This is a genomic window from Nocardia sp. NPDC050793, assembly GCF_040654065.1.
In the GTDB taxonomy this organism is placed as follows: domain Bacteria; phylum Actinomycetota; class Actinomycetes; order Mycobacteriales; family Mycobacteriaceae; genus Nocardia.
Genome location: NZ_JBFAHG010000005.1, coordinates 586,049 through 607,882, shown reverse-complemented (window position 1 = coordinate 607,882; position 21,834 = coordinate 586,049). Strand labels below are relative to the sequence as shown.

Below are 21,834 nucleotides of genomic sequence, written 5' to 3'. Positions count from 1 at the left end.
ATGAGCGACGACGTAATTCTGTCCGGCCCGGCATTGCGGAACGCGCCGCGACCGCTGGACGAGACAATCAGGACATTCGATGTACGCGACCGCGGCATCTCCTTCCTCGGCGCCGGGGGACGTGAGCGAGTCGGCTACGCGGACCTGGCGGCGCGCAGCGCGGTCGTGGCGAAGCGGCTGCACCGGCACGGGGTCGACGAAGGTGACATGGTCGCCGTCTCCCTGTCGAACGATCTCGGATCGGTCCTTGTGCTGCTTGGCATTTGGACAGCGGGCGCGACGGCGGTTTCACTGCCGCCGCGCACCGCGAAGGGCTCGGACTGGTACGTGCGCAGGTTCAGCCCCGTGCTGCGGACGATGGGATGCGAGTTCGTCGTCGTCGACGAGGTCGCGGGCGCCGATCCTGCGGCGTTCCCGGAACTCCGGTCGATGTCGCGGGCGTCCCTGGTCGCCGAGGGCGACGATCCGAGAGGACCCGCCGACTGGCGGGCGCCGGACACCGCGCTGATCCAGTTCACTTCGGGCAGTGTCGGATTGCCCAAGGGCGTGGCGATCTCGGCGTTCGCGCTGGCCGCCCATCTCGAATCGATGGCCCAGGCGGTGGAACTGGACGGGGACCGGGATCGGGTCGTGTCCTGGCTGCCGCTGTACCACGACATGGGTTTGGTCGCGATGTTCATGGCCGGCTTGAGCAGACGGGCCGAACAGGTACTCGCGCCCCCGGCGACTTTCGCGCTGCAGCCGGGGTCATGGCTCGCGATGCTCGCCGCCGAGCGCGCGACCATCACCGCCGCACCGAGTTTCGCCTACCGGCTCGCCGCGGGAGTGGCCTACGAATCACCGCTCGACCTGTCGAGCGTGCGGCTGTCCATCAACGGCGGTGAGCGAATCGACTGGCAGACGCTGCTGGATTTCCACGCGGTCGCAGGCCCGATGGGATTCCGCTGGGAAGCCATCGCCCCGGCGTACGGACTGGCCGAGGGGACCGTGGCAGTGACGTTGAATGCCCTCGGCCGGGGGCCGGTTCAGGGTCCGGATGGTCACGTAGCGCTCGGGCGGCCGTTGCCGGGGGTGGAGGTTCAGACCACCGGCGAATCCTCAGGGCCGGTGTGGATTCGAGGGATGTCCGCCTTCTCGGGGTATCACACCGAGAACGGCTTCGTCGCCAAGGAGGACGAGGAGTGGTTCGACACCGGCGACGACGGATTCACCGCCGACGGTGAGCTGTTCGTCGTCGGCAGGCGGGCCGAGGTTCTCTCCGTCGGCGGACGCAATATCTTCGCCGAGGACATCGAGTCGGTCACCCGCGAGGCAGCGCGGGGGCTGGTGCACGTCTGCGCCGCCTTCCGAAATGCCGCGCAGGATCAACGGTTCGGACTGATCATCGAAACCGATCCCAGTTCCCCCGAGGGGCAGGCTTCACCGGCCGAGCTCGCCAAACATGTCCGGGCGACGGTGACCAGGACGCTGGGCACTCGCTTGACGCCCATCCTCGTGGTCTCGCCAGGCACGATCCCCCGGACGACATCGGGGAAGGTGCAGCGCAGCCGGTGCCGAACGGCGATCGGCGACGGCAAGTTCGGCGCCCGCGTTCTCGCCGAGTTGACCTGAAGGTGTGGCCATGACGATCTTGGAATTGTTCGATCGAACGGTGGCCATGGCGCCGGAAGCGACGGCCGTGTCCGCCGCGGGCCGCGCCACGTCCTACGCCGAGCTGAGCCTGCTGGTGAACCGGATGGCGAACCGGCTGCGCGAGCGCGGCGGCACGCCGGAATCCGTGGTCGGCGTCGTGCTCGGCGGCTCGCTCGAGGCCGTGGTCACCGTGCTGGCGGTGTGGCGGGCGGGTGCGGCATTCGTGCCGGTGGATCCGGCGTACCCGGCGGCGCGGGTGCGTCACATCCTCACCGATGCGGGTGCCGAAGTCGTTGTGACAGAGGAGAATTGGGCGGACCTCGCGGCGGAAGGCGCGGCGCTGGCCGAGCCGCGCGTCTTTCCCGCGAATCTGGCGTACCTCATCTACACCTCCGGGTCGACCGGCGCGCCCAAGGGCGTGATGGTGTCGTTCGGCGCGCTGGCCAATTACCTCGACCGCCTGCGCGGCGTGCTCGCACTGGAGGGGCCGGTATCCGCGCTGGCGCACAGTTCGCTCGCCTTCGACTTCTCCTATGCGAGCCTGCTGCTGCCCCTGATCACGGGCGGTCGGCTGACCATCGCCGATCGGGATACCGAGGTCGGCGAACTGGTCGATCTGATGCGGAAGACCGACCTGGATCTGGTGCGGCTCACGCCCTCCCACATCGAGGCGATGGCATCGGCATCGGGAGATCCGCGCGAGCGGACCGGTCCGCGCGCCTTCCTGGTAGGCGGCGAGACGCTGCGCGCGCACCACGTGGCGACCCTGCGGCGGCTGTTCCCGGCGACGTCGGTCTACAACCACTACGGGCCGACGGAGGCCGTTATCGGGCGGACCGTCTTCGCGGTCGACGAGGGCCAGGAGTTCCGGTTGGACCGGTACGGCTCGCACGATGCGATCCCGATCGGGAGGGCGTTCGCGTGAGTCACCCCGCATCCGACGCGGTAGCCGAGCAGGACGCGATACCGGAACTTTTCGCGGCTCAGGTCCGGCGGTCACCCGAGGCCACGGCCGTCGTCTTCGAGGGACGTTCGTGGACCTATCGGGAGCTCGACGAGGTCACCGGCCGGCTCGCCGGGCTGTTGATCCGGAACGGCGTCGGCGCGGGCGACATCGTCGCCGTGCTGGCGCCGCGATCGGCCCAGGCGATCATCGGGATCTTCGCGGTGTTGAAAACCGGTGCGGCATATGCCCCGATCGATGTAGCGCATCCGGACGGACGTGTCGGCCTTGTGCTCTCGGACGCACGCCCGGCGGCGGTGCTGACCACCGCCGATCACCTCGCGCGGGCGGTCGCGGTGCAACGGTCGCTGGGCTCGGCGGCGCCGGTTCTCGACATCACCGGTACCGATGACGCGCCCGTCGCCGAGCTGCCGCGCGTGTCACCCGCGTCGATCGCCTACATCCTGTACACCTCGGGCACCACCGGCACACCGAAAGGCGTGGCGATCACCCATGGGAGCGTGACCCAGCTATTCCTGGGCATGGACGACCGCGCCCGCCCTGTCCTCACCGCGGATCAGGTGTGGGCGCAAACGCATTCGTACGGTTTCGACGTTTCGGTGTGGGAGATGTGCGGCGCGCTGCTGCACGGCGGACGCCTGGTGGTCGCCTCCGATGCGGTGGTCCGTTCGCCGCGGGATCTCATCCGGCTGCTCGTCTCGGAGCGGGTGACCGTGCTGTGCCAGACGCCGTCCGCGCTGGGCATGCTGTCGCCGCGCGACGTCGCGTCGGTGCGCTGGGTGTTCACCGCCGGTGAGGCGCTGCCACCGGCATTGGCCGCTCGCTGGCTGGGCGATCGCACGGTGATCAACGCCTACGGGCAGACGGAGACCTTCTACACGGCGATGAGTCGTCCGCTGACCGATCCGCGGCGAAAGCCATCGATCGGCTCGGAGGTGGCGGGCGCGCGGGTGATGGTGCTCGACGATCGGCTGCGCCCGGTGCCGGACGGGGAGATCGGCGAGCTGTACGTGGCGGGCCCCAATGTCGCGCTGGGATATTGGGGCAGGCGGGCGCTGACCGCGTCGAGGTTCGTCGCCAATCCCTTCGGCCTCGGCGAGCGGCTGTACCGGACCGGTGATCTCGTACGCCGCAACGGCGACGGTGAACTGGAGTTCGAAGGACGCGTCGACCACCAGGTGAAGATTCGCGGGTTCCGCATCGAGATCGGTGAAGTGGAGGCGGGTCTGGCCGGGCATCCCTCGGTGGCCGACGCGGTGGTCGTGGTCCGGCAGGACCGGCCGGGCGACAAGCGCCTCGTCGGCTATGTGACCAGCGCCGTCGGCGCGGTCGCCGAGCCGGACGTGTTGCGCGGGCATTTGGCCGACCGATTGCCGAGGTACATGGTCCCCGCGGCCATCGTCGTCCTGCCCGAATTGCCGTTGACCATCAACGGCAAGCTCGACGCCCGGCGGCTGCCCGCGCCGCAGGAGCGCGGCGGATCGGAGTACCGGTCGCCGGTGACGCCGGACGAGGAAGCGCTGGAACGCGTCTTCGCCCGCGTTCTCGACCTGCCGCGAGTGGGTGTGCACGACTCGTTCTTCGCGTCGGGCGGGGATTCGGTGGCTGCGGTGTCGGCGGTGGCCGCGGTGAATTCGGCGTTCGGTACCGAAATCACCGTGCAGCAATTCTTCCGCGCACCGACGATCGGTGCGCTGGCCGCGATCATCGCGGACCGGCCGCGACCGCGGCACCGGCCGCGACCGCCGCGCCCGGCCGAAATTCCGCTCTCGCCGCTGCAGCGACGAGCGTGGCGGGCGCTGCGGGCGGCGGGGCCGTCCGGTGTGCACAACCAGGCGCTGACAATTCGCTTCGACGGTGCCGCCGACATCGCGGCATTGCAGGCGGCATTGCGGGACACGGTCGGCCGCCACGAGGCGCTGCGGACGATTTTCGCCGGGCCCGTCGACGAGCCGCGTCAGGTGGTGATCGCCGCTGTCGCAGCGCGTTTCGAGAGCGCGGTGGTGGATGCGGCGGACTGGGATGAGCGGCGGCTCGATGATCACAGGGCAGAGGTCGTCGGGCGACCGTTCGATCCGGCCGCCGAAATCGCTGTCCGGGCAGCGATCTACCGGCTCGGCACGCAGTCGCACGCCGTGGTCTTCGCCATGCACCCCATCCTCTGCGATGACTGGTCGAGGTCGGTGCTCGCGCGGGATATCTGCGCCGCCTACGAAGCCCGGCGGGGTGGTGCGGCACCGCATTGGGCCGCACCGCCGATGCGGTACATCGATTGGCAGCTGTCGCGCCGCGCGGAGCTCGGTGACCCGGCCGACCCCGGCAGCGGGCTGGCGGCCCAATCCGGATACTGGCTGAGCCGGCTCGCCGATCTGCGGCACGTGTTCGTCGCCGACCGAGGCGACGCTCGGACGCCTGCCGAATTCGCTGTGGCATGGCCCGTTTCAGTACAACTCGCGATCCGGCGACTGGCCGCCGATCACGGCCTGACCGTATTCACCGTGGTGCAGGCGGGTGTGGCGGCGCTGCTGTCGGCGCTGCACGACGGCAAGGAGATCGTCGTCGGGTATCGGGTCGCGGGCCGGACCGACGCCGCCGCGGCCGAGCTCGTCGGGTTGTTCGCCAATACCGCGGTCACCGGTCTCGACCTGCGCGGTGACCCCACGTTCCTGGAGCTGGCGATCCGGATCCGCGAGGAATGCGTCGAGGGCCTCGCGCATCAGGATGTTCCCTTCGAGGACGTTGCCGCCGCGATGCGACCCGGCCCGGGAGTGCTGAGACTCCCGGCGACCCTCGTCTGGCGCAACGAGCTCGCCTCGAGTTCGTCCGTTCCGCTCGATGTGCTCGAGATTTCGCAGCATGCCGGTGAACTGCCGACGGAGATTCTCGGGGATCTGACCTTCCGTTTGTCCGAGCGTTTCACCTCCGGCGGCCTGCCCGCCGGAATCGGCGGCGACGTCCGTTTCGATCCGGAAAAGTACGACGCCGCGACGATCGGGCTGATCGTCGACCGGCTGGCGAACGCGCTGCGGCGGTACGCGGAAGATCCGGAGCTCCCGCTGTCGTCGATCGACCCGAGAATTCAGTGAACTGTGCGCATTGTGCCGAGATGACGATGCCTCAGAGGTATAGGAGAAGTACGTGATTCCGTTGTCGTTCGCACAGCGCCGTTTGTGGTTCCTGTATCGGTTCGAAGGGCCGTCCGCGACGTACAACATCCCGCTGGTCTTGCGGTTGTCGGGTGTCGTGAACGTGTCCGCGCTGGTGGCGGCGATCGGCGACGTGGTGGCTAGGCACGCCAGTTTGCGGACGATTTTCGTTGAGTCCGACGGAATTCCGTATCAGCGGGTGCTGCCGGTGAGCGAGGCGGCGTGTCCGGTTCCTGTGCTCGCTGTGGACTCGGCGGATCTGCAGAAAGTCGTGGACGACCAGGTGTCGTACTGCTTCGAGCTGTCCACCGAGATCCCGGTGCGCGCGTCCGTGCTGCGCTGCGGCGACGACGAACAGGTCCTGGTGCTCGTGGTGCACCATATCGCCGCGGACGGCGCCTCCATGGTGCCGTTGGCGCAGGATCTTGCGATGGCGTACGCGGCCCGCCGGAGGGGGGAGGCGCCCGGGTGGCCGGAGCTGCCGGTGCAGTACGTGGATTACACGCTGTGGCAGCTGGAATTGCTGGGGGACGAGTCGGATCCGGGGAGTGTCCTGGCGAGCCAATTGGACTATTGGCGAGGGGAATTGGCGGGCCTGCCGGAGCTGACGGTGCTGCCGATCGATCGGCAACGGCCGCGGGTGGCGAGTCATCGGGGTGGGTTGGTGGAGTTCTTGGTGGGTGGGGAGACGCGGGTGTCGGTGGAGGGGTTGGCGCGTCGGGAGGGGGTGACGGTGTCGATGGTTTTGCAGGCGGGGTTGGCGGTGTTGTTGTATCGGTTGGGTGCGGGTGAGGATATTGCGATCGGGTCGCCGATCGCGGGTCGTACCGATGAGGCGTTGGCGGATCTGGTCGGGTTCTTTGTCAACACTTGGGTTTTGCGAACGGCGGTAGGACCGGACGATACTTTCACCCAGGTGCTGGCACGGGTGAAGGAGAAGGCGCTCGCGGCCTATTCGAACCAGGACGCGCCGTTCGAATTGCTGGTGGAATTGCTCAATCCGGCGCGCTCCCCGGCGCACCATCCGCTGTTCCAGGTGGCGCTGGTCTTCCAGAACAACAAGTTTCCCGCCCTGATGTTTCCGGGGGTGGACGTCGAATGGATTCCGGTTTCGACCGGAGCCTCTCGATTCGATCTGTTCCTCAATTTCTTCGATATCCCGGGCGTCACCGGTGCCGGCGAGGCGGGCTACGAGGGGCTGATCGAATACGCGACCGATCTCTTCGACCGGCGAACCGTGGAGCTGCTCGCGCGCCGCTATACCCGGCTGCTGCATCAGCTCGCCGTGGCACCGGACACCTGCGTCGGCGACGTGGACGTGCTGGAGGCGGACGAACGCCGCCGCATTCTGCGGGACTGGAACGCGACCGATGCTGTTGTGCCGGTGGGAGTCACGCTCGTCGAGCTGATCGAGGAACAGGTCCGGCGCGCACCGGAGGACATCGCGCTGGTCGCGGACGCGGAGCAGCTGACGTATACGACACTCGACGCCCGCGCCGAGGCGATCGCTCGAACATTGCGCGCCAGGGGCGTCGGACCGGACCGGGTCGTCGCGGTGGCGCTGCCGCGGTCGGTGCAGCTGATCGTCGCGCTGGTCGGCGTGCTGAAGGCCGGCGGCGTCTACCTGCCGATCGACATCACCTACCCGAAGGAACGGCTGGCGTTCGTGCTCCGCGACGCCGGACCCGCCGTGATCGTCGCCGATTCCGGGACCGCGCCGGTGCTGCCCGATACCGGAACCCCGTGTGTGCTGCTGGACGGTGCGGAGGCCGATGACGCGGACAATGCTCCCGGTCAGGTCCGCACGTTGCACGAGGACAACCTCGCGTATCTGATCTACACCTCCGGCTCCACCGGGACGCCCAAAGGCGTTGCGGTCACCCATCGCAACGTCGTCAACCTGGTCGGCGTCGCGGGTTCGGTGCTCGGCAGCGGTCGGCGGCGGGTGCTGGCGAGCACCTCGACCGCGTTCGACGTCTCCGTCCTCGAAATCTTCGGCACCCTCTGCGCGGGCGGCGTGGTGGAGCTGGTCCGTGACGTGCTGGCCATCGCCGAGCGCGGGCACTGGCACGGGGACGTCGTCAGCACGGTGCCGTCCGCCTTCGGCGGCGTGCTCGAGCGACCCGATACCGAGATCACCGCCGACACGATCGTTTTCATCGGTGAACCGCTGACCGCGGCGACGATCGAACGGACGCGCGCGGCCGTTCCCGGCATCCGCGTCGTCAACGGCTACGGCCCGACCGAGGCCACCGTCTACTTCACCGAATTCTCCATCCCCGCCGAGGCAGAGATCCCAACCGCCATTCCGATCGGACGGCCGATCGGCAACTGCCGGGCCTATGTGCTGGACGCACGGCTGCGGCCGGTGCCGACGGGTGTGACCGGTGAGCTGTATCTGGCCGGCGTCCAGGTCGCGCGGGGCTACCACCGTCGACCGGAACTGACGGCGTCACGATTCGTCGCCGACCCGTTCGATCCGTCGGGCGCGGGCGGTCGTCTCTACCGAACCGGCGACGTCGCGCGATGGACGTCCGATGGGTTGCTCGAATACGGCGGCCGGGTCGACGAACAGGTGAAGATCCGCGGGTTCCGGGTGGAGCCGGGCGAGGTCCAAGCGGTGCTGGCGGCGCATCCGGCAGTGCGGCAAGCGGCGGTCGCCGCGCGCGAACTGTCGGACGCCTCGGCAGGCAAGCAGTTGATCGGGTACGTGGTGGTCGACTCCGCGGCGAGTACCACCGGCGGTGAGGACGAACTGGTCGGCCAGTGGCGCAGGGTCTACGACGATCTGTATTCGAACGACACGTCGGATGTCGTCTTCGGCGACGACTTCGGCATCTGGAAGAGCAGTTACACCGGGCTGCCCATCCCGATCGAGCACATGCGCGAGTGGCGGGACGCGGCCGTGGAGCGGCTCCGCGAACTGCGCCCGAAGCGGGTGCTCGAACTCGGTGTCGGAACCGGATTGCTGCTGTCCCGGCTGGCTGTGGACTGCGACGAGTACTGGGCGTCGGACTTCTCCGCGGCGACGATCGCGCAATTGGAGGCGGGACTGCGGGAGTCGGCCGCCGAGTACGCCGACAGGGTCAGAACGAGCGTCCGTTCGGCCGACGACCTGGCGGGCCTGCCGGAGGCGTATTTCGATGCGGTCGTACTGAATTCGGTCGTCCAGTACTTCCCCGGCCAGACGTACCTGCGCCGGGTCGTCGAAGGAGCGCTGCGGCTGCTCGCACCCGGTGGCGTGCTTTTCGTCGGGGATGTACGCAACCGCGATCTGCTGGAGGAGTTCACCACCGGCACGGTGCTCGCGGGTCAGGCGAGCGAGGACGTCGCCAAGATCAAGGATCTGGTCCGCCGCGGCATGCTCGCCGAGCAAGAGCTCCTGCTGGCGCCGGAGTATTTCCTGGCGTTGGCCGACGAACTGGGCGGTATTGCGGCTGTCGACATCGAACTCAAGCGGGGGCTGTCGGTCAACGAGATGTCGAAGTACCGCTACGACGTCGCGCTGCACAAGGGGCCGGCGCCGGTGCTGACTCTCACGGATATCGATGCGATCGAATTCATCGGCTACGACGCGCTGGCGGCGCTGCTGCCACAGCGCCGAGGCGGCGCGGTCCGCGTCACGAACATTCCGCACATCGGGCTCATCGATGAGGTGCTCGCCGTCGACCGGCTCAGGGCGGGCCGCTTCCCGGTCGAAGAACACGGGCTCGTCGGCGGCGAAGTGCGGCTCGGGCATGTCGGCCAGCGCCCGTCCGGCGTCGGCCTGCTGCCCGAGGACCTGCACATCCTCGGCGAGCTGTCCGGGTTCGCCACCGCGGTCACCTGGTCGGCGCGGCGCGGCAGGATGGAGGCGGTCTTCGTCCATCCGTCGCTTGCCGAAGGACACCGGCCGTCGGGCTTGTACCGGCCGTCGTCGCGACTCGACGAGGCGTCCAGATACGCGAACAATCCACAGGCAGCGCTGCTCGTCGCGGATATGCGCAGGCTGCTCGCCGAGCGGTTGCCCGATTACATGGTGCCAGCGGCCATCGTGGTGATCGACGAGTTGCCGCTGACGCCGAACGGAAAACTGAATCGGGCGGCGCTGCCCGATCCGGCGTTCGTTTCCGGTGCGCGGTATCGCGCCGCACGCACCGACCGCGAACGGGTGCTGACCGAGCTGTTCGCCGACGTTCTCGGCATCGACCGGGTCGGTATCGATGATGGCTTCTTCGAGTTGGGCGGGCACTCGTTGCTGGCGACCAGGCTCGTCAGCCGGATCCGCGCCGCGCTCGGCGTCGAGGTCCCGATTCGCACGGTATTCGAGGCGCCGACGCCGCGGGAATTGGCGCCGCGTCTGGACGACGGCCTTGCCGTGCGTCCGGCGCTGGTCGCGCGGCGGCGCCCCGATCGGGTTCCGTTGTCGTACGCGCAGCGTCGGTTGTGGTTCCTCCACCGGTTGGCGGGCGCGTCGGCGACCTACAACATTCCGTTGGCGGTGCGGTTGACCGGTGCGCTCGACTCCGCCGCGCTGGCCGCCGCGGTCGGCGACGTGGTGGGCAGGCACGAGAGTCTGCGCACGGTATTCGTCGAATCCGCGGGGACGCCGGAGCAGCTGGTGCTCGACAGTGCGCGGGTATCGGTCACCGTACCGGTGATCGACGTTTCGGCCGGCGAGGTGCCCGCGGCGGCGGCCGAGGCGGCGCAGTGCGAATTCGAGTTGGCCACCGAGATCCCGATTCAGGCCCGGATCCTCCGGGCCGGGCCGGACCAGAGTGTGCTGATGCTGGTCGTCCACCACATCGCCGCGGACGGCTGGTCGCTCGCGCCGCTGCTGCGCGACCTGGTCACGGCATACACCGCCCGGTCAAGGGGAGAAGATCCGCAGTGGACGCCGCTGCCGGCGCAATACGTGGACTACACGCTGTGGCAGGCGGAGCTGCTCGGGCCGGTGTCGAACCCGACGAGCCTTCTGGCCGAACAGGTTTCGTACTGGCGGCACGAGTTGGCCGGGCTGCCGGAACAGTTGGCGCTGCCGACGGACCGCACCCGCCCCCGCGTCGCGAGTCATCGGGGTGGGTTGGTGGAGTTCTTGGTGGGTGGGGAGACGCGGGTGTCGGTGGAGGGGTTGGCGCGTCGGGAGGGGGTGACGGTGTCGATGGTTTTGCAGGCGGGGTTGGCGGTGTTGTTGTATCGGTTGGGTGCGGGTGAGGATATTGCGATCGGGTCGCCGATCGCGGGTCGCACCGATGAGGCGTTGGCGGATCTGGTCGGCGTCTTCGTCAACACCTGGGTGCTGCGGACCTCCCTGCGCGCGGGCGCCTCGTTCGCCGACGTACTGGCCCAGGTGAAAACCAAAGCGCTGGCGGCCTATTCGAATCAAGACGTGCCGTTCGAATTGCTGGTGGAATTGCTCAACCCGCCCCGATCCACCGCGCGTCACCCGTTCTTCCAAGTCGCGCTGACCTTCGAGAACAACACGCTGCCGGTCACCGATTTCGCGGGCCTGCGCGCGGAATGGCTGCCGGTCTCCACCCGGACCGCGCGGTTCGACCTGTTCTTCGGCATCCTCGACGCCCCCGTTGCCGACGGCACGGCCGGCGCGGGCTGGAGCGGGTTTGTCGAATACTCCACCGATCTGTTCGATCGCGAAACCGTCGAGCTCATGGCGGCTCGTTTCGTCGAGCTGCTGCGGCAGGCGGCGCTGCGGCCCCGCCTCTCGGTCGATGCGCTCGACGTGCTGGTCGGCGTGGAACGAGCGGAACTCCTCGCGCTCGGCAAGGGCCCGGTGACCCCGGAACCCGGATTCGATTTCGTCGAGCAGGTGGCGAACCAGGCCCGCACCGCCCCCCGCGAACCGGCGGTCATCGCGCCGGACGCAGAGCTCGATCGCGGTGCGCTCGACCAGGCGGCGGATCTGCTCGCCCGCCAACTCGCCGACCTCGGCGTTGGCGTGGAAACGGTTGTGGCGCTGATCATTCCGCGCTCGGTCTGGTATGTAGTCGCGGTGCTCGCGACCTGGCGCACGGGTGCGGCGTACGCGCCCATCGATCCGGCCCACCCCGTCGACCGCATCATGGGCATGATCGCCGACAGCGGCGCACGGTGCGTGGTGACCGTCCGGGAATGGGCGCGGACGCACTCCGTCGAGCTGCCGACGTTTGTCATCGACGAGCCCGGCACCGCGCCGTCGCCGCAGGCGACCGCTCTGCCGCAAATGTCAGCCCTGCCGAAACAGCGGCTCGCCTATGTCATCTTCACCTCCGGGTCCACCGGCCGACCGAAGCCCACCGCGGTGCATGCCGAGGGCTTCGCCAACACGCTGGGCTGGTACCAGCGGGAACTGGGAGACATCGGCGACGGCGCGATGTTCATCGCCTCCTCACCGAGCTTCGACACGACCCAGAAGAACATCTGGGTGGCGCTGCTGACCGGACGGCCGATCCTCCTGGCCGATCCGCACTTCGACCCGGCACGGATCGTCCGTCAGCTCGCCACCCACCGGGTGGCCGTCACCTGGATCTCCACCAGGGCGTTCGGCGCGCTCGTCGAGGCCGACACCGCGGCCGTGCTGGCACGACTGGACGCGGTCGTCCTCGGCGGCGAACCGATATCGATCGAGAACCTCGCCGGGTTCGACGGCGGTGGTCCGCGATTCGCCAATGGCTACGGACCCACCGAGACAGCGGACGTGGCCGCGTTCCATTGGCTCGACGCCGACCGCGAGCGGTACCGGCGGCAGCCAGTGCCGCTCGGCACCCCGATCGCGAACACGCGCCTGCACGTGCTCGGCGCGGACCTGCGCCCGGTGCCGCGCGGCGTCGTCGGCGAGCTCTACATCGCGGGTCCCGGCGTCGGCCGCGGCTACGCCGGGTATCCGGCCTTGACCGCGCAACGGTTCGTCGCCGATCCGTACGGCCACGCGGGCGATCGGATGTATCGCACCGGTGATCTCGCGCGCTGGCGGACCGACAGGACGATCGAATATCAAGGCCGGGTCGACGACCAGATCAAGCTGCACGGAATCCGGGTCGAGCCAGGTGAGATCGAGGCGGCGCTGCTGCGTCGGCGGCAGGTGGCCGCCGCGGCCGTGACCGTGCGCGAGCACCGGCCCGGCGACCAACGGCTGGTCGGCTACGTGGTGCAGGCTCGCGACGCGACGCTCGACGTGCACCGGCTGCGCCGGGCGCTGGCGCGCGAGCTGCCCGCGCAGCTGATGCCCGCGGCCTTGGTCGCGGTGGACCGAATCCCGTTGACGCCCAACGGGAAGCTGGACCGCGCCGCGCTGCCCGCACCGGATTTCGAGTCGGAAGCGGCCTATCGCGCGCCCCGGACTCGGCACGAGGAGACAGTGGCGGACCTTTTCGCCGAGGTGCTCGGCGTGCAGCGAGTCGGTATCGACGATGGGTTCTTCGCTCTCGGCGGGCATTCGCTGCTGGCCACCCGGCTGGTGAGCCGGATCCGCGCGGTGCTCGGCGTCGAGGTGCCGATCCGGACGGTCTTCGAGGCGCCGACGGTCGCCGAGCTGATCGAACGACTCGACAGCGCCGCGGTGGTGCGCCCCGTGCTGGCTCCGATGCCGCGGCCGGACCGGATCCCGTTGTCGTTCGCCCAACGCCGGTTGTGGTTCTGGTCCCGGTTCGAGGGCGCGTCGGCGACCTACAACGTGCCGCTGGTGCTCGGGCTGTCGGGTCCGGTCGACGCGGACGCGCTGGTCGCCGCGGTCCGCGATCTCGTCGTCCGGCACGAGAGTTTGCGAACGGTGTTCGTGGAGGAGGACGGCGTTCCGTTCCAGCGGGTGCTGCCCGCCACCGAGGCGGTGTGCGAGGTCGCGGTGCTCGCGGTCGATGCGGCCGACGTACCCGCCGTGGTGGACGACCAGGTGTCGTACTGTTTCGACCTGGCTGCCGAGATACCGGTGCGCTGCACCATCCTTCGCTGCGGTGACGACGAATGGCTGCTGGTGCTGCTCGTGCACCACATCGCGGCGGACGGCGCATCGATGGCGCCGTTGGCGCGAGACCTGGCAACGGCCTATCGGGCCAGATCGCGCCGCCGGGAACCGAAATGGACGCCGCTGCCAGTGCAGTACGTGGACTACACGCTGTGGCAGGCGGAGTTGCTCGGGAGCGAATCGGATCCGGCAAGTGTGCTGGCGCAGCAGGTTTCGCATTGGCGTCAGGAGTTGGCCGGGCTGCCGGAGCAGTTGGCGCTGCCGACGGACCGGCCGCGACCCCGGACCGCGAGCCATCGGGGCGACGTCGTCGATTTCTCCGTCGACCCCGGGCTCTACGCCGCGATCGACGACCTCGCGCTGCGGAAGGGCGCGACGGCGGCGATGGTGCTGCAATCCGCGCTCGCGGTGCTGCTGCACCGGATCGGCTGCGGTGACGACATCCCGATCGGATCGCCGATCGCGGGTCGCCTGGACGACTCGCTGGCGGACGTGGTGGGCTTCTTCGTCAACACCTGGGTGCTGCGGGTTGATCTGTCGGACAATCCGTCGTTCGATGCGCTGCTGAGTCAGGTGAAAGCGAAAACCCTGCTGGCATACGACAATCAGGATGCGCCGTTCGAGCGGCTCGTCGAATTGCTGAACCCGGAACGCTCCACCTCGTACCACGCGCTGTTCCAGGTGATGCTCGCGTGGCAGAACAATGTGTGGCCGGAGCTCGACACGCTCGGCTCCGGGATCACCGTCACGCCCCACTTCGACTCGACCGGCACGGCGAAATTCGACCTGCTGTTCAACCTGATCGAGGATCCGGCCGGGGACGGCGTGCTCGGCAGCATCGAATACGCGACCGACCTTTTCGACCACGGATCGGTCGAGCTCCTGGCCGCCCGGTTCCTGCGGGTACTGACGCGGATGGTGGAGAATCCCGCGCTCCAAGTCGGCGTGATCGACGTGCTCGACGCCGCCGAGCATTCCCGTTTGATGACCGAGTTCAACGGCGCCGCGGTGGCCAGAACGATTGACGCCGTACCGAAACTGGTTGCCCACCAGGCGAATCGAACGCCCGACGCCGTCGCGGTGGAGTGCGCGGGCCGTAGGCTCAGCTACGCGGAGCTGGAGAGCGCGTCGGACCGGTTGGCGCACTGGCTGACCGGACGCGGAGCCGGACCGGAAACGCTGGTCGGCGTCGCGGTGTCGCGGACGGTCGATCTCGTGGTCGTGCTGCTGGGTGTGCTGAAGTCCGGCGCGGGCTATGTGCCGATCGACCCAGGGTATCCGACCGATCGGATCGCCTTCATGGTCGCCGATGCCGATCCGGTGCTGATTCTCACGGACGCGGAGTCGATCGACCGGCTGCCCGCCGTGGATGTGGCGACGGTTCGCATCGTCGACGCCGAGCTGCCGGATTCCGCCGGTGGTGATCGTGTGCCGTTGCGGGCCGAGAACCTGGCGTACGTCATGTACACCTCGGGGTCGACCGGCGTGCCCAAGGGCGTGGCCGTCAGCCACGGCTGCGTGGTGAACGGCGTGCTCGGCATGGTGGATGTGCTCGGCATGCGCGCCGATTCCCGGATGCTCGCCGGTACGTCGGTGAATTTCGATGTATCGGTCATCGAGATCTTCACCGCGCTCTCGGTCGGCGCCTGCGTCGAGATCGTCAGAGACGTACTGGTTCTCGGTGAACGCGACTCCTGGACCGGCGGTGTGATCTCCGGCGTGCCGACGGTTTTCGCGAAGACCCTGGAACACGCGGCCGGGCGGGTCACCGCGGACGCCTTCGTCTTCGGTGGCGACCGGCTGGCGTGGTCGCTGGTGCGGCGGATCGGCGAAGTCTGGCCCGACGCGCGGATCGTCAACCCGTACGGGCAGTGCGAAAGCTTCTATGCCACCGCCTACGCGCCCGGCGGCAGCGCATCGGATTTCGCGGCGACCGGGGACGGTGGAGTGCCCATCGGCGGGCCGATCGCGAACATGCGCGCCTACGTTCTCGGGGCCGGATTGATGCCGGTGCCGGTGGGAGTGGTGGGCGAGCTCTACGTCGGTGGCGCGATCGCCCGTGGCTATCGCGGCCGAGCGGGTTTGACCGCTGCCCGGTTCGTGGCCGATCCGTTCGGGCGGCCGGGCTCGCGGATGTATCGGACCGGGGACCTGGTGCGCTGGCGATTCGATGGCGCCCTGGAGTATTTGGGCCGCGTCGATGATCAGGTGAAGTTGCGCGGATTCCGAATCGAGCCGGCCGAGATCGAAGCCGCCCTGGCGGCGTATCCCGGTGTCGCGCAGGCTGCCGCCGTCGTGCAGCCCGGCCGCGACGGCATGGGCGCCCAGCTCGTCGGGTACGTCGTGCCGAGCGGCTCGGGCGAACGGGGCGTCGATCTCGGACTCGACGTGCGCGAGCTGCGGCGGTTCGTCGCGGGGCGGCTGCCGGAGTACATGGTGCCGAGCTCGGTCATGGTGCTGGACCAGCTGCCACTCGGCACGACAGGGAAATTGGATCGGCGCGCGTTGCCCGCGCCGGAGTTCGCGGGCGGCCGGTACGAGCCGCCGCGTACCGCGACCGAGCATCTTCTCGCCGAACTGTTCGCCGAGATCCTCGGCCTGGACCGGGTCGGCGTCCTGGACGACTTCTTCTCGATCGGCGGCGACAGCATCCGATCGATTCAGGTGGTCGCGCGGGCGCGCGAACGCATGCTGAAGCTGACGCCGCGCCAGATCTTCGAGTACCGGACGGTGGCCGAACTGGCCGCGACCCTCGACGCGGGAACCGACGACCGCAGACCGGTGCTCGAGGAGCTGGACGGCGGCGGTGTCGGCTCGATTCCGCTGCCGCCCATGGCCCATTGGCTGGTGGCCTCCGGTGATCGCTTCGGCCGGTTCTCGATGACCGAAGTGCTCGAGTTGCCGTCCGGCGTCGACGCCGCCGAGCTGATCGCCACGCTCGACGCGGTGCTGGATCACCACGACGCGCTGCGGGCGCGGCTCGAGACGGACGTGCTGTCGGTGCCGCCGCCGGGCGCGGTGTCCGCCGCGGATCTGCTGCACCGAGTTCCCTGCCCGGAGCCATGGGATCCGGCGGTGGCGACCGCGGAGCTGAACGCGGCGGCGGGGCGGTTGGATCCGGCTGCCGGGATCATGGCGCAGTTCGTCTGGTTCGAGGCGGGCGCCGAGGCGGCGGGCCGATTGGCGATCGTGCTGCACCACTTGGTGGTGGACGGCGTCTCGCTGCGGATTCTGCTCTCGGATCTGGCCGCGGCGTGGCGGCAGGTGCACGCGGGCGAGGCGGTGGCGCTGCCCCCGGTCGGCACCTCGCTGCGCCGGTGGGCGCACGGCATGGTCGATGTCGCGACGTCGGCCGGCCGAGTCGCCGAACTAGAGCTGTGGCGTTCGATCGTGACCACACCGGATCCGCTGTTGGGTGTGCGACCGCTGAATCCGTCGGTGGATGTGTACTCGAGCCTGGAGATGCTGCAGGTCCAGCTGCCCGAATCGGCGACCGCCGCGGTGCTGACCGCGGTACCGCGGGTGTTCCGCTGCGGGATCGATGACGGTCTGCTGGCCGCTCTGGCACTGGCCGTCGCCCGCTGGCGCGACCGCCGCGGTTGTGCCGCTTCGTCTTTGGTGGTCCGGCTGGAGGGGCACGGCAGGGAGGAGGACGTGCTGCCCGGGGCCGATCTCTCGCGCACCGTCGGCTGGTTCACCAGCATGTATCCCGTCCCCATCGATATGGCCGGCTGCGATGTGGACGACGCGTTCGCCGGGGGAGTGGCGGCTGGATCCGCGGTGAAGGCGGTGAAGGAGCAGCTGCTTTCGGTGCCGGACCGCGGCATCGGATTCGGTGTGCTGCGCTACCTGAATCCGGAGACCGCCGCGGTGCTGCGCGAAGGGTCGACAGGGCAGATCGGGTTCAACTATCTGGGCCGGTATTCCAGCGCCGATCTGCCCAAGGAGGCGCGGGCGTCCGGTTGGGCAAGGGCCGCCGACACGATCGACGCCGGTCCGGAGCTCGACGCGGAGATGCCGCTGATGTCGACCGTGGAAATCGGCGTGGTCGCCGTCGACACCGCATCCGGCCCGCGGTTGCACGCGACGTTCGGTTTCGCGGGGCAGGTGATCAGCCGCGATGACGTACAAGAACTGGCGGACCTGTGGTGCGCAGCGCTGACCGCCATCGCCAAGCACGCAGGCGCGGCTACGGCGGGCGGGTTGACGCCGTCGGATGTGCCGCTGGTCGCGCTGACCCAGCACGATGTCGACGAATTGGAACGTCGCTATCGAACCGTCACCGACATCTGGCCCCTGCCGCCCATGCAGTCCGGGCTGCTCTTCCACACGATGCTCGCCGGATCCGGATTCGACGCGTACCACCTGCAGCTGATCCTGCACCTGGAAGGACAGGTGGATCCCGCGCGGATGCGGGCGGCGGGCCGCCGCCTGCTCGAGCGGCACTCGAATCTGCGAGTCGCCTTCGCGGACACCGCGTCCGGCGAACAGGTGCAGGTCGTGCTGGACCGAGTAGAGCTGCCGTGGCAGGAGATCGATCTGAGCCGGATGCCGGACGCGGCGTACGAAGGTTTCCTGATCGAGGATCAGCAGGCCCACTTCGACAGCGCTGTCGCGCCGCTGCTGCGGTTGGCGCTGGTCCATCGCGGCCATGGCCGATCGGATCTGCTGCTCACCGCCCATCACGCGCTGTTCGACGGATGGTCCATTCCGCTGCTGCTGCGCGATCTCTTCCGGCTGTACCGGGACGACGATTCGGTGACCGGCGAATCGGCCGGTGACTACCGGGATTTCCTGGTGTGGCTGTCGCGGCAGGACGCCGCCACCGCAGCGCGGGCCTGGGCCGCGGAACTGGACGGGGTCGAGGACCCGACCCTGCTGGCCGGGCCGCAGAGCGCCGCGGCCACCGGCGACGGCTTCGCCCAGATCGATGTCGAACTGCCCGGCGCGGTGGCCAGGGCGGTGGGCCGGGTCGCGGCGGAGCTTGGCGTCACGATGAACACCCTGGTCCAAGGCGCCTGGGCGGTGCTGCTGAATCGGTTGACCGGCCGCGACGACGTCCTGTTCGGCGCGACGGTGTCGGGTCGTCCGCCCGCGGTGGCCGGCGTCGACTCCATGGTCGGACTGTTCATCAACACCCTGCCGGTGCGCGTCCGGCTCACGCCCGGTCAGTCCTTCGCCGAACTGCTGGCCGACCTGCAGCGCCGTCAGGCGGCGTTGCTCGATCATCACCACCACGGCCTGGCCGAGATTCAGCGAGCCACCGGCATAGCCACGCTGTTCGACACGCTCGTCGTCTTCGAGTCCTACCCGATCGATCGGATCGGGCTGCTCGAGGCAGGCGTGGCGGACGACGTCGCGGTCGTCGGCTTCCGGCCGGTCTCCGGCAACCACTACCCGCTGACGGTATTGGCGTTCGGCGATCCGCATCTGCAGCTGGCCCTGCAATACCAGCGCACCGTATTCGACGCGGATGCCGCCGCACAGCTCGCCGCTCGGTTCGCGCGGGTATTGGAGCAGGTGGTGCGCGACCCGTGGATCCGGGCCGGTGTGATCGATGTCCTCGAGGTCGCCGAGCATGTGCAATTGGCGGACCGCAACAGCACCGCGGCTCCGGTCGGCGTGGCGACGGTGCCGGAACTCGTTGCCCGGCAAGCGGTTCGAACCCCGGATGCGATGGCGGTGGTCTGCGCGGACCAGGTGATGACCTACGCCGAATTGCATGTCTCCTCCGACCGGTTGGCGCGCTCGTTGCGCGAGCGGGGCGCAGGTCCTGAGACGCTGGTCGGCGTGGCCGTATCGCGGTCGATCGATCTGGTCGCGGTGCTACTCGGCGTTTTGAAGTCGGGGGCGGCGTACATGCCGATCGATCCGGGCTATCCTGCGGATCGAATCCAATTCATGGTGGCCGACGCCGATCCGGTGCTGATTCTGGCGGACGGTGATTCCGCAGGCCGGCTGTGTTCGGTCGGGGTGCCGATCGTCCGGGTCGATGCAGAGGATTCCGAGGTCTACGCACGGCACGTGGACGTGGATCCGCTTCCGTTGCGGGCGGAGAACCTGGCGTACGTGATGTACACGTCCGGTTCGACGGGCGTGCCCAAAGGCGTTGCCGTCACGCACGGATGTGTGGTCAACAGCGTGTTCGCGATGATGGGCGCCGTCGGCATGGACCAGGGGTCGCGGACGCTGGCAGGCACCTCGATCAACTTCGACATCTCGGTGTTCGAATTCTTCGCCACGCTGTCGGTGGGCGGATGCGTCGACGTGGTGCGGGACGTGCTGGCGCTCGGCGAGCTGGACGCGTGGCCGGGCGGCGTCGTCTACACCGTGCCGACCGTGTTCGCCGAGACGCTGGATCAGGTGTCGGCGGATGTCGAAGTCGAAACCTTCGTCTTCGGCGGTGATCGCTTGACCCGGTCGCTGGTGCGGCGGATCGGTGAGATCTGGCCCGCGGCGCGGGTCGTGAGCACCTACGGACAGACCGAGAGTTTCCACGCCACCGTGCTGCCCGGTGTGGAGGGCGGTACCGGCTCCGGCGGTGTCCCGATCGGCAGGCCGATCGCGAACATGCACACCTATGTGCTGGCGTCCGGACTCGTGCCGGCTCCGGTCGGGGCTATCGGGGAGCTGTACGTGGGCGGTTCGATCGCGCGCGGCTATCACGGCCGGGCGGAGTTGACCGCATCGCGCTTCGTGGCCGATCCGTTCGGGCTCCCTGGCGCGCGGATGTACCGGACCGGGGATCTGGCCCGCTGGAATGCCGATGGCGTGCTGGTGTATCTGGGTCGCGCCGATGATCAGGTGAAGCTGCGGGGGATCCGGATCGAGCTCGCGGAGGTGGAGACCGCGTTGCTGGCCTGCCCCGGAGTGGCGCAAGCCGCCGCCGTAGTGCGCGGCGACCAGGCCGGTTCCGGCACTCACCTGCTCGGATATGTGGTGCCCGCTGCGCGGCCCGAGGCCGGCAGCCCGAATACCGAAATCCAGCAGGCGAATTCGGCATTGGACCCCCGCGAACTGAGGCGGCTCGTCGCGGAGCGGTTGCCGGAGCACATGGTGCCCGCGTCGATCACGGTGCTGGATCGGCTGCCGCTGGGGGCGACGGGCAAGCTGGATCGGCGCGCTTTGCCGGTCCCAGAGTTCCTCGGCGCCCGGTACGTCGCGCCGCGCACCGCGGTCGAGCGGACGCTCACCGAACTGTTCGCCGAGGCGCTCGGTGCGGATCGAGTGGGCATCCACGACGACTTCTTCGCGATCGGTGGCCATTCACTGCGCGCGATCCGGCTGCTGAGCCGGCTTCACGCACGGCTCGGTGTCCGGTTGCCGCTGCGCGCGATATTCCAGTCACCGACCGTTGCAGACCTCGCCGACCGGTTGGCCACCGGATCGGACAGCGTATTCGGCGCCGACCCGTACGCCGTCGTGTTGCCGATTCGCGAAGACGGCGCCGCTGCGCCGCTGTGGTGGATCCATCCGGCTTTCGGTTTCAGCTGGCCCTATATGGGTTTCGCCGACCATGTGCACGACCGGCCGATGTACGGCATCCAGGCCCGCGGTTGCAAGGAATTGGCCGGCCGCCCCGAATCGCTCGCGGAGATGGTCGACGACTACGTCGAGCAGATCTTGTCGATTCAGCCGGGCGGGACGTTCCATCTGGCCGGCTACTCCTTCGGCGGGACGCTGGCTCACGCCGTCGCTGTCGAACTGGAGAAGCGAGGGTACGACGTCGGCGTGATCGGCATTCTCGACAGCGCTCCGAGCACCTATTACGCCGACAAGGCGGATTTGCGCAAGGAGACCGTCGAGGACGAGCTGACCCGGATCGTCTCCGGCTCGGAGAACTGGTCCGAATTCACGTCGATGGTCGGCCGGGCCGCGGAACTGGTGGTGGAGAACGTCGAACTGCTGAAGCGGTTCGCGCCCTCGCCGCTGCGTGGCGACGCGGTCCTGTTCACCGCGACCGAGGAGCCGCGGGCTTCTTTCGCCGAGCATTGGCGCCCGTTGGTGGGCGGCGAGGTGCGCGAGTGCGAGGTCGCGGTGACGCACGGCGACATGCTCACGCCGTCGGCGATCGAAGTGATCGGCGCGCTGTTGGACCGCGAACTCCGCCGCGTCGAGGACAGGTGAGCCACGAAGGCGTCAATGGTGCCAACATG

General features: G+C 68.9%; 4 protein-coding genes. All 4 read left to right on the top strand.

The features are described from left to right. From AB0H50_RS20940 to AB0H50_RS20925, 4 genes are read left to right on the top strand one after another with little or no spacing between them, the layout of a single operon-like run. Complete coding sequence (locus AB0H50_RS20940) at nucleotides 1-1,611, top strand: AMP-binding protein (RefSeq protein ID WP_357454960.1); 1,611 nt, start codon at nucleotides 1-3, stop codon at nucleotides 1,609-1,611. 10 nt (nucleotides 1,612-1,621) lie between these two features. Continuing rightward, a complete protein-coding gene (locus tag AB0H50_RS20935) occupies nucleotides 1,622-2,557 on the top strand; it encodes an AMP-binding protein (RefSeq protein ID WP_357454957.1) in 936 nt (311 codons plus the stop codon). Further along, nucleotides 2,554-5,682 (top strand): amino acid adenylation domain-containing protein, encoded by a 3,129-nt coding sequence (locus AB0H50_RS20930; protein ID WP_357454954.1) that lies wholly within the window; start codon nucleotides 2,554-2,556, stop codon nucleotides 5,680-5,682. The genes AB0H50_RS20935 and AB0H50_RS20930 overlap by 4 nt, the downstream gene beginning before the upstream one ends. A gap of 52 nt (nucleotides 5,683-5,734) precedes the next feature. After that, a complete protein-coding gene (locus AB0H50_RS20925; protein ID WP_357454952.1) occupies nucleotides 5,735-21,805 on the top strand; it encodes an amino acid adenylation domain-containing protein in 16,071 nt (5,356 codons plus the stop codon). Nucleotides 21,806-21,834: the final 29 nt, after the last annotated feature.

Excerpts from the sequence above, each read along its gene's own strand:
- AB0H50_RS20935 (WP_357454957.1), top strand. The coding sequence starts at position 1,622 with ATGACGATCTTGGAATTGTTCGATCGAACGGTGGCCATGGCGCCGGAA.
- AB0H50_RS20940 (WP_357454960.1), top strand. The coding sequence starts at position 1 with ATGAGCGACGACGTAATTCTGTCCGGCCCGGCATTGCGGAACGCGCCG.